Genomic DNA, 10,968 nt, shown 5'->3' with positions numbered 1-10,968 from the left:
ACCAAGCCGAGCGGGATATTCGCATGGTCAAGGTGAAAACCAAAATTTCCGGTGCATTCCGTACGCCCGCAGGGGCTAGGCAGTTTGCCCGCATTCGCTCGGTCATCTCTACCCTTCTTAAACAAGATCGCCCTATCCTCGAATCCCTCTCTTTGGCCCTTCACGGACGCCTTCAATTCTAAACAGACCTAAGTAGTAACCTCCTTCTTATGAATAAGCGGCCGAAAATTTCATGAAAGAGACTATGTCGTCATATACCTCATATTTTCCTTCACGGGTCACGATGATCGTGTTTTTTCTCCGGAAATTAAACTTTTCGGCATCGATAACCTGATGGCCCCTCCACTTCTTTTCCTTAGTGACAATCAACCAGGCAGGGGCGCGAAACACAACGATGAATCGCCCGACGGTATCCGAGGCCAGCAGGGTATCGGTTTCCTTAAACGCCGGATCCGAATAATCGACAAACACGATTCTCATCTCCTCCTGCCCATTGAACAGCCGCCTTACTTGATCGACCTCTGCTGCTATTTCCCGGCTATCTTTTCTTCTTTTGACGACCAGGGCGGTCAGACAAACAAAGAACCAGAGCAAGTTACACAGCATTAGCAGATTGCTCACGCTTCTCCCTCCCTTTCCTTTTGCCCCATACGGATTGCAAAATCTCGATCGCAAACGAAGCCGCCATTACAAAAATAAGCGAGTTAAACATCGTGTATAGGTCACGCGCATCGGAGCGCAAAAAAAGACCTGGCAGAAGCAGCACGATCAGCACCAAATTCCGGATAACGGGCGATCGATTAAGGAAACCGATCTCCCCGTAGCAGGAGCAAGCATCGACGCCGGTAAGCTTTGTCTTCCGCCAGGAAGAGAAAGCAAACACGGCGAGCAGAAGTATAGCGGCAAGCTCCTTCCAACCGTCGAGCAGGCCGGCAGCAAACAAAAGGAAAAGCGCGAATTCCGCTGCCATCACACCTATCCCCGCTAATGTAATCAGGGAAGCCGGCAGGACGCCATAGGCGTAAATGTCAATCCGGAAGCTTGAAAAACGCAACAATTTGTTGTAAAACGGAATGAAAAATAATATCGACATCGTGATGTCCAGCATATAGGCCAACCAATGAAACATTAAATATCACCCATTTCGTCGTCGTAACCATTATCGTTCAGGAGACTCGGCATTCCTGCAACCGGACCGTTAGAGGGTACCAAGCGGCCTCTTCTCCGTTCACTTTACACCGGATATGAAGAATACCCGCCTCCGTGATAACCAGCGTGAGGGTCATATTTTGATCTACGCCCGGAACTTGATCTTCCGACCTGTAATTCCGAAGCACGCTTACCGGAGTTTGTCCGATGACCTCGCCGTTAGCATGCGTAATCGTCAACGACGTATCGACAAATGCCTCGCGAGGCAAATCAAACAGTTTGACCAGAACGTGCAATTCTATGACATAAGGCAGCGCCGGGACGGTCAGGTGGTTCAATACGGTTCCCAAAACGTGGCCTTTCATTTCTGCGTTATGCGCAATTCGATCGCAAATGATCAATTGGGCGTTCAATGCCGTTCACTCCCCCATAAATGGATAAAAGAGAAGGGGCTGTCCCCTTCTCTTGGTTTTTGCTTAGGTGCAGCAGCCGGCAGTAATTTGGCAAACTTCAGTGCTTCCATCCGGGCAGCCTACCGTTTTGGTTACCGACAGGATTTTGGGATAGATTTTTCCGCTATAAGTGCAAGTTCCTACAAGACAAACCAATGGGGACTGATCCAGTACAACTCCATCCGGGCATTTTGTGCAAGCCATCTTTTTCACCTCCTTTCGTAAGCAATTCGTTTTAGACTCAAAGCTCGACAAACTTCATTAATTGATCAAAATCATCCGCATTATAGATAACTCCTTTGGCCGCCACCGCTCCGGATTGATTTACGAGCATCATAAAAGGCAGGAACGTGACTTCAAAGTAGGCCTCCATATCGCTTTGATCCATGGAATAAACGCCGAAATTCCACCCGAAATATTCGGACATACTCCGATGATCCTCCTCGTCTCCTGTAGAGAACAGGTGAAAAGAGAAAGAAGGGTAGTTCTCGAACATCGTCTGAATGTGCGGCAGCAGGTCAATACAATGAACGCAGTGCACGGATGTGAACAAAAGCACGCGAACCTTACCGGCTTGGGCGCAAATATCCGTCTCAATTTCTTGCATATAATCCGGCAGTTTAGGCATTGCCGCACCCAAAGGTAAGCCGCTATCGGAAGATCGCGTTGGTTTCGTTAACGTCGACACAAGCATTCCCTCCTCAATGATGTTGTTTTAGACATACCATTGCTTTTGCTGATTCCAGATTTCGCTGTATAATCCCTGCCGAGAGAGCAGTTCGTCATGAGCCCCGCATTCGGCGATTCGTCCATGCTCCATAACGATAATCCGGTCGGCATTCCGGGCGACTCCTACCCGATGGGAAATAAGCAGGACGGTTTTGCCTTTAAAATAGCCGAGAATGTCATTCATCAATCGGACTTCACTAAGCGGGTCAAGCGCAGCGGTCGGCTCGTCGAAGACGACAAGCTCATCTTCATCGCGGACAAACGCCCGGGACAGAGCAAGTCTTTGCCACTGCCCGCCCGACAGATTCACCGCATCATCTTCCAGAAAGCCAAGCGGATTGTCCAAGCCGTGCTTAAAGGTATCCGCCAGGCCCACTCTAGCCAGCAGCAGATTCAGCTTTTCCGAATTGTTAATTTCGTCGATGTTACCGGCGGCTATGTTATCTCTTACGTGAGTCATGTACCGGATAAAATCTTGGAAAACCGCGCTGCTTTTTTTCCACATTTGCAACCGGTCGATCCGGTTCAGGCTGACTCCATCATAGAAAATAGCGTCTTCATCGCTGCGGTACAAACCGAGAAGCAGTTTGATCAATGTCGATTTGCCCGACCCGTTCTCTCCCAGGATGGCAACAACTTCTCCTTTTTTGATTTGCACATTAATTCCCGCAAGCGCCGGTTGAGCCTGGTTCGGATATCGAAAGGTCAGATTCCGAATCTGAATCTCATTTTCGAAAATAAACGGTCTGGCCTGAATCTGCTTTTCCTCGCTAACAGCCACCTGCGTCCTGCCCTCAATGAGCTTAAGCCGCTCGATATGCGTGCAGTATTCCGTCAACCGCGAAAAAGACGAAAACATGAAGCTTATATTGCTTTCTGTCATATTAAGGGCCATAATAATAGCCACGTAATCCCCGATACTTAGAGAACCCTTATAAATCAAATAAGCGGTTATTACGGTGACCAATCCGGTGTTTAATATCGAAAGAAGCTCGCCCCGAAAAGACCTCTGATGGTTGATCTTGTCGACTTTGATTTGAAGTTCCACCGATTCCCGCTTCTTGATCCCCCACCATTTCCTGAAATAAGGATACAATTGAAACAGCATCATCTCTTTCTGGGTCTCGGAGGTTGTCAGCAGCTCGTAGTAATAATGGTGACTTCTGGCATTTCTCATTAGCTGCTCATCAATCTCGACGCGGCTGCGAACGGCTCGCAGATCGTAAAGCCCTCTCCATGTTCCGACCAAAAGAGCGAGCAGCCCGGTCACCCAATAGGAATGAAGCAGGTAAAACATGCTTAAACCGGCGATGACGATCTGCTTGACCAGACTAATCGCAATACTGTAAGTATCGTAATACTTGCTATTGCTGTATGACCAATAAGAGAAATCGCCTCTAAATTTAGGGTGCTCCTTTTCGATCAAATCTGTCTTGGCCACCAGATCGATGAGTTTCTCTTCACACTGCATAGAGAACTCCAAGCTCATCTTTCGGCTCTTCAGTTGAGCGTACGAGTCCAATACGGCGCGGGACAGTTGAAATAATATAAGAAGGACGATACCGCCTATCAGCATGCTTAAATTTTTAATCGTTAACTGATCGACGATGAATTTACTCACATACACGCTGAAATTCGTTTGCAAGGCGGATACGACATAAGCAAAAAGCGACAGCAATACGACAGCCTTGTTAAATACGTAAACCTTGGTAAAAGCTTCCCATGTCGTTTGGGCGGTTCGAACTAACAATTTCATGTCTGAACTTTTCCATTTTGATAAACACGGATCAAAGGGGAGGCTACCTTTTGCAATTTGGCCAGATCGTGAAAAATATCCGCGCCTACAGCTTGTCCTACTTTATTAAGCACAATGACGTAGGGTACTACATTTACTTTGAGCCGGGCTTGCAATTTAGTCGTCTCGCATCGATACATCGCTACCTTGGGAGCAAGTTGGCTGCGCTGCTCTTCACAGGCCTCCGGGCTTCCTTCGAAAAGAAGGCAGTAGTCGAAATCGGGATAGAGGTCCATAAAGGATATCGCCGGTTCCATCTTGCATGCCGTACACGTCGCACTCATTAAAAATACGATCGTTCCGTGTTCCGTGCGCCTCAGCCATTCGAAGCAAACGGGATCCGTTTTTGCAAGCAAGACGAGATTTTCGGGAAAAAAGGCCCCTAACTTGTAATGTTCAATGGTTTGTTTCAGAAACCGTCTGTGATCCTTTTCCTCTTGTACCGCCTCCACGTTCTTCCCTCCCGGTAAAATGGATTCATGATCCTTGAATTAAGGATACCTTTTATTCAAAATGAATTTAAGAAGGTAATCATTACTTTTTATGGTAATTTAATGACTTGCTGCCGGAACCTTGTGTCGTCGCAACAACAAAAAATCGAACAAGCCGGCTAACCATGCTTGTTCGATCTTTATACGAAGCTTATTCCCGCTACTATCTGGAAACGTTAATTTTCACTGTGCTTCCCGATATCGTTACCGTTGCGTAGTCTTCAGCTGCTTTCGTAGGAGTTTGAGTTGCTCCGTCTACATTAACATTTTTAAATTCGGCATAGTTGTGACCTGTTACGCTTTCCGAACCTGCGATCGTGGCCAGCATTTTCCAGCTGCTTACGCTCGTGACGGCCGTATTAGCCACCTCTAGTATAGCCGTTAAATAAGTATCGGCTGTCTGCGTGCAGGACGAATCCGGGCAAACCGCATAACCGCTTATGGAAAGTCTGGTATTGCCGTTCAAGTTCCGATAAGCGGTCAGATTTACGTCCGACCCGCCCTTGAACCCGTTTTTGTACTGCACTTTATCATAGCCTGACAAAAAGGATCCATTGCTCTTGACGCCATTATAGAACCCCAAGATAGGCGTCCATTTCACATAACCGTAGGCATTGCTGTACTGCAGCCCCATATCCGCCTCTACCGGAAAGCTGTTATTCGTTCCGTCATATTTCCGGCCGGTGCCGCTGAATCCTGAATAAATGTAGGTTGCGCCCGACGGAGCGCCCGTAAGCTGACTTTGCGTAGCTAACGTCACCGTTGCATTAAGATAGGAACCGTTTTTGTTTACAACAGCCTTCCCGCCGATACCATCCGGGAGATTCGTCGCCACCGCTGCTGCGGCCGCGTTCACAGCTGCGGTATTCTCGGAAGAAGAAGCTTGTACTTCATAGATGTACACCTTCTCTTTGTCAAGAACAGGGCTCTTCTCATAGAAATATCCGGTATTGCCGTCAATGTAAACGTAGTTCACTGCCGATGTGTCCGCGGCCAGGCTTCTTGCTCCCTGGGCGATCCGGGTTGAACCGCTTTCCGCCGCCGCTTGACGCGCTTTGCTCAGAACGGCCTCCACTTGCCCAGGATTTTGCGAATTCGTGTAATCCGTCACTTCCGCTCCACTTGCTTCATAAATGGCCGCTTTTGCCCCTTCCAACGATGGAACCGCGGGCGTATCCGCAGCCATAGCTGTCGACATGGACGACAGGAGTGCTGACGCTACGACAAGCAATGCGAATTTCTTTTTCATAAATACACGCTCCCTTATATTGAATTGTCTGTACATCTGTACATCTTCTTCAGTATACAAGCGGGCGTCGAACAGAGTTACCCTACAATCAATCCTTCTTATGGTAATTTGATGACTTTATAGCTTGCAGCTTCCCGGCGTAACACCCCAATATTTACGGAACACCTTGGTAAAATAGCTGACATCCCGGTATCCGACTGCCAGAGCGGCATGATAGACTTTGGCTCCCTCTAATAAAACGGATCGGGCCCGCTCCATTTTTCTTTCCAACACATAGGTCGAGAACGGCTTGCCGATCTCCTGTTTAAATAGCCGGCTTAAATAAGAGGCGTTCACATAGAGTCTTTCCGCGACTGTGTGAAGGGTAAATTCGGTGTCCAACTCCTGCTCCACAAGATCGAGAATCTGCTTGACAGTTTGATGAATAACCGTCTGCCTTTGTGCGCGAGCGTAAGCCAACATGTTGCGTATCGAATTTTGCAGCCAGTTATAAATTTGTTCGGCCGTATTGAGCAGGTGGATGTTTTGAAAAAAGACGAAGTCTTCGCCCGTCACTTCTTTGACAGGCCAGCCCTGCTTTCTGATCAAACGGATCAAACAACTGCTTAAATGAAGGACATATTCATGCATATCATCCAGGGTTATCAACGCGCTCTGTCCCTCTTGCCACATCGATCTCAAAGCTACAAGCGCTTTGTTCTCGTCCCCTGTCTGCAAAGCCATTTCCAAATCTCTCTCGTAGGCAAGCTCCGGATAAAGAACCGGTTCATGCCGCTGTATGGATTCGCGATAGGGGATAGCTATGCCGCCTCCCAGCAGCTTGCGGTTTAACAGAGCCGTACAGGCCTCGCCGTACAAGACGGGAATCTCCCTCGCTTCGCCGGCTCCCCCACTGATCCCGGCACTCGTCGTATGATCCATATGTTCCTGGATGAGAGCAAGCACTTTGGCTGCCGTCGTATGAACGCGCAGCACGGCTTCCTGGTCCTGTTCCCTGTCCCTAACGGCAAATAAAACGACGGAAAACCCCTGAATATCGCTGAACAGCCGGAATTCGGAAGCGCAGAACCTGTCCTGCAAGTAGCCGGCTAACGTGTAATGCAGCAATGAAGCATCCTTTACGTATGAAATGCCCTCCTGCTCCGGCGGATTGTCCATATCAAAGACCGCTATGACATAACGTTCGTCGGGCTTGAGATTCAACTGCAATTCCCTGCTTATGCGCGTAATTTCATCGGCCTGGTACCGGCCCCTTAACAAATGGTTGTAAAACTGGTTTTGCAGGTGCGGCAAATGTTGTTCCCACTTGTATTTAAGCAACATACGTTCATGCCGTTCCTTCAATTCCTCGCGCAGCTGTTCCGCCGCTCCGAGAACGGCTTGCAATATGTCCGAATCGCCTGCCGGCTTGAGCAAATATTTGTATACGCCAAGCTCCACCGACGTTTGGGCATACGCAAAGTTATCGTGTCCGCTTAGAATGACCGTTTTGATGAAAGGGTCGCTTTCCTTCACCCGGCGCACCAACGTCAACCCGTCCATCAGAGGCATCTGAATGTCAGCAAGCATCAGATTCGGCTTTGTCCGTTCGATCAATGCAAGTGCCTCAATCCCGTTAGATGCAGTCCCGACAATTTCGATGCCATGGTCTTCCCACGGAATATGAAGGGCCAAGCTGCTGCACAGCCGGACCTCATCCTCGACAATCAATAGATTCAAGATGACATTTCCTCCATTCTATCTGCTCTGTCTGCAGGCTGTACCGTTGATTCCAGATGAAATTCCGCCGTACACCGGCTAAGCGGAAGCCGGACGGTTACAGTTGTGCCTTCTCCTTCTCTGCTGCCGATCCATAACCCGGCCTCGCTGCCGTAAAGCATACGGATTCTCGAAAGCACATTTCTCAGCCCGTACACATCCGTCCAGACGCCATCCCCCTGGTCCGGCAGGAACCGGTCCCGGGCCGCTGTCTGCGCAAGCAGCTGTTGAATATAAGCAAGCCTTTCTTTAGCTATGCCGGATCCATTGTCCTGCACGGAAAGCAGCAGAGCGTCCTCCAGCACCTTGCTTTCAATAATGAGCTCGCCGCCATCAAGACCGGCCTCAAATCCGTGCACAATGGCATTCTCAACCAAAGGCTGCAAGAGCAGTTTGAGAATCGGGATCTGCTTGCTTTCCTCTTGAATCCGATAGACCACGGCAAAACTGTCCATAAAGCGAATTTGCTGCACGCGGATGTAATAATCCAAATGGGAGATCGTTTCCTCCACGCTGAACGACTCTTTCCCCTTGTTTAAGCTAAGCCGGAAAAAGCGTGAAAGGTTCAGCACCATCTCGCTGATTTCGTCCGCATCGTAATTCTTCGCCATCCAGTAGATGGAATCGAGCGTATTATACAGAAAATGGGGGTTGATCTGCGCCTGGAGAAATTTCAATTCCGTATGCGCAAGCCGCAGCCGCTGCTCGTAATGATGTTCAATCAAATGTTTTTGACGTTCCGCCATCCGGTTATAAGCCTTCATTAAATAGCCGAACTCGTCCTCGCGGTCAATGTCCAGCCGGATATCCAGGTTGCCGTCGCTCAACTTCTTCATGGCATGAGTCAATTTGTATAGCGGAGAAACGATGCGGGTATAAATCCCCCATGCAATCCCAGTGGCCAGAAACACACTGACTCCGATAATGATATACGTATAGCTTCTGATTTGCATGGTCTTCCCGTAAATCTCTTCTTCCGGCTGACGTAAAACAAGAGACCATCCGTAATACCGCGTATTTTTCACCATCTTTAGATAGCCCTCGGACTCCACGGGATCATGATCCGCTTTGACGCCGGCCGTACCAGCTACTAGCTTCCCGTCGCTTGTATACAAAGCAAGGCTCGCATTGGCGGACGGAATGACGGATTGCATCAATTGAACGAGCCTGGTACGACTTAAGGTGATAATAAGCAAATTGGACTGTTTCCTGCTGTTATGAAGATCCATTGTCCTCACTAGGGACACGGAATCCGCCCCGATTAATTCGCCTACCGTACCCCCGCCGGGGATTTCCTCGTTAGCGAAGACGTACTTAACCGCCGGTCCGTTCGTTACAGCAAGTCCCTTCAGCCACTCCTTATGCCTGCTGTCCTGAACACGCCTCCCCCCCAGTTTGGTAGACAGAATCGTGCCCGTTTCCGCATGATAAACCGCCATTTCCGACACACTCTGACTGATGGAGGAAATGTTCCACAAACTGCGCATCATTCGAGTGAAATCGACAATGGCCCCCGGCGTCAGCACCGAATCGGAATCCGCCTTTTCAAGCATTTGCAGCAAATCGGGGGCCGTGGCAACCAGCTTGGAGAGCTCTTCCACATTTTGCAGCGTCAGATCAACGTTTTCCGCTACCGAAGCCAGACTGTTCTCGGTTCGTGCCTTGCTCTGCTCCAGCATCATCTGCCTGGAATCTTCATTGGCATACAAGCTGACCGCCACCAACGGGAGCAGAACGACCAGAAAATAGCAGGTTAAACGAACCAGTGTGCTCCGTTTATATTTGTGATACACCCATCGGATCCAGCGCATGTTCGTACCCTCATCTTTGAGAGGTCTGATACCACTCATTCACTTCCCGGGTGATGGTATCCCCTCCCCTTTCTTTCCACTGTTTCGTATACAGCTCGAAATCTTCCGGGGGAGCGGCCCCAATGATTATTTTCAGAAAAATCTCCTTCAGCGCACTAAGCTCGGATAAACTTTCTTCCATCGTTCGCGTAGGCAAGCCGGTAAACCGGTCTTGAATCAAGTTCCTCTGGATCAGCTGCAAATTTTCGAACAGCCGATACTCCTTCCCATAAGAGTCCAATCGAGCATGCAATAAATCCGGATTCGCGACCCGAGCAAGGGAACTGTACATCTCACGATACAAATGCTTGTCATGCTCCGCAAAATCGGTTACGATCCTGTCATCAATCTGCTTCCATACCTGATGTTCAAACCCCAGAACCAGATCGCGCTGACCTTCCCCCGCAATAAAATTCAAGAAACGGATTACAGCTTCCCCATGCTTGCTGCCGGCCGGTATAACCTGATAGCTCTGCACCGGCTTTGTCCCATAAACGCCGCTCTGTCCGGCAGGACCGATTGGGTATGCCAAAGGGATCCATTCAGCAGACGGATCAACCCTCTTGTTTTCAGCAATTATGCTGCGTGTATCATACCAAGCTGCCGAGAACAAGCCGACCTTCCCCTGTTTGATTTTATTAGCAAAACTGTTGTGAGTGTTGAGGGGAAATTCTTGATCAAGCAGCCTTTCCTTGTACAGCTTCGATAAAAATAAAAGCGCTTCCTTTGTTTCCGGTAAAATATTCGTATAGACCAGCTTACCGTCTCTTTCCGCCCACTGCTCCAATTGTATGCCAAAAGCTCCGAAAAACGGCGCCGACCTGTACAAATTGTTCAACATGGACAACCCGATCGTATCGTCAATGCCGTTCCCGTCAGGGTCCTCCTCGGTAAAGGCCCGGATCACTCGCTCATATTCCTCCAGCGTAGCGGGAGGCTGCAAGCCGAGCTTGTCCAGCCAATCTTTCCGAATATACATAAGCTCTACCCCTTGGGTTTCGCTCATGCTGGGGATGGCATACAGATGTCCATCAAAGCGGGCCAGCTCCCACACAGAGTCAGGGATTTTGGCCTTTAAATCCGCACCGTAGCGGTCCAACAGCTCATCGATCGGCATCAGTTCGTTATCTCTTGCATATTTGGCCACCATAACTTGGGAGGGAATACTTACCATGTCTGGCGGCTTTTCAGAGGTCATGATTGAATGCACCGTTTTCTGATATCCTGCGATAGGCGGAAGAAGCACCTGTACATCCAGATTCGTATGATCTTCAATATACTGAAGATAAGGATTGCGGTTTTCATTGTATCCTTCGGGGAATGGAATACTGTGACTGTTAATAACGATGGCAATGGCTTCCTTTTCTCCGGATCCTCCAATTGACTCTTCTTCAGACACCAGATTTATTGCCGTACAAGAAGTCAGCAATAGAGCGGCTGCAAAAGCTGTAACGAGCGGCAGCTTCATTCGGTTTCACCACCGGGTTTCATATAC

General features: G+C 49.0%; 10 protein-coding genes and 1 pseudogene. 1 reads left to right on the top strand and 10 read right to left on the bottom strand.

Annotated features, from left to right (window positions below; genetic code table 11):
- Window positions 1–182, top strand: a pseudogene (locus AC3G2T_RS37320) (IS66 family transposase); the annotation flags it as partial.
- 25 nt (window positions 183–207) lie between these two features.
- Here the strand turns inward: AC3G2T_RS37320 and AC3G2T_RS37315 are convergent.
- The 10 genes from AC3G2T_RS37315 to AC3G2T_RS37270 all read right to left on the bottom strand — a co-directional run bounded on the left by AC3G2T_RS37315 (window position 208) and on the right by AC3G2T_RS37270 (window position 10,941).
- Entirely contained in the window at window positions 208–621 is a 414-nt protein-coding gene (locus tag AC3G2T_RS37315) for a hypothetical protein (protein WP_488438616.1), read from the bottom strand.
- The gene (locus AC3G2T_RS37310) at window positions 596–1,129 is read right to left on the bottom strand and encodes a MauE/DoxX family redox-associated membrane protein (RefSeq protein ID WP_488438615.1); all 534 of its coding nucleotides are present in this window, start codon (window positions 1,127–1,129) and stop codon (window positions 596–598) included. The genes AC3G2T_RS37315 and AC3G2T_RS37310 overlap by 26 nt, the downstream gene beginning before the upstream one ends.
- Before the next feature lie 37 nt (window positions 1,130–1,166).
- Window positions 1,167–1,562, bottom strand: a complete 396-nt coding sequence (locus AC3G2T_RS37305; protein WP_488438614.1) for a DUF6941 family protein — start codon at window positions 1,560–1,562, stop codon at window positions 1,167–1,169.
- 280 nt (window positions 1,563–1,842) lie between these two features.
- Entirely contained in the window at window positions 1,843–2,289 is a 447-nt protein-coding gene (locus AC3G2T_RS37300) for a TlpA family protein disulfide reductase (protein WP_488438613.1), read from the bottom strand.
- Window positions 2,290–2,316: 27 nt separating this feature from the next.
- Window positions 2,317–4,086, bottom strand: coding sequence for an ATP-binding cassette domain-containing protein (locus AC3G2T_RS37295; protein WP_474683248.1), 1,770 nt, complete (start codon window positions 4,084–4,086; stop codon window positions 2,317–2,319).
- Window positions 4,083–4,577: a hypothetical protein gene (locus AC3G2T_RS37290; protein WP_474683249.1), complete on the bottom strand. Its 495-nt coding sequence runs from the start codon at window positions 4,575–4,577 to the stop codon at window positions 4,083–4,085. The genes AC3G2T_RS37295 and AC3G2T_RS37290 overlap by 4 nt, the downstream gene beginning before the upstream one ends.
- Window positions 4,578–4,779: 202 nt before the next feature.
- On the bottom strand, window positions 4,780–5,865 hold the full coding sequence (locus tag AC3G2T_RS37285; protein WP_488438612.1) for a YrpD family protein: 1,086 nt from the start codon (window positions 5,863–5,865) through the stop codon (window positions 4,780–4,782).
- A gap of 117 nt (window positions 5,866–5,982) precedes the next feature.
- Window positions 5,983–7,584: a response regulator gene (locus AC3G2T_RS37280; RefSeq protein WP_474683251.1), complete on the bottom strand. Its 1,602-nt coding sequence runs from the start codon at window positions 7,582–7,584 to the stop codon at window positions 5,983–5,985.
- The gene (locus AC3G2T_RS37275) at window positions 7,581–9,434 is read right to left on the bottom strand and encodes a cache domain-containing sensor histidine kinase (RefSeq protein ID WP_474683252.1); all 1,854 of its coding nucleotides are present in this window, start codon (window positions 9,432–9,434) and stop codon (window positions 7,581–7,583) included. The genes AC3G2T_RS37280 and AC3G2T_RS37275 overlap by 4 nt, the downstream gene beginning before the upstream one ends.
- Window positions 9,435–9,444: 10 nt before the next feature.
- The gene (locus tag AC3G2T_RS37270) at window positions 9,445–10,941 is read right to left on the bottom strand and encodes an extracellular solute-binding protein (RefSeq protein ID WP_474683253.1); all 1,497 of its coding nucleotides are present in this window, start codon (window positions 10,939–10,941) and stop codon (window positions 9,445–9,447) included.
- Window positions 10,942–10,968 lie beyond the last annotated feature (27 nt).

The sequence above is a fragment of the Paenibacillus sp. sgz302191 genome (genome assembly GCF_057749925.1).
Note: the sequence above shows the minus strand (reverse complement) of the source record. Positions and strands in the feature narration are given on the sequence as shown.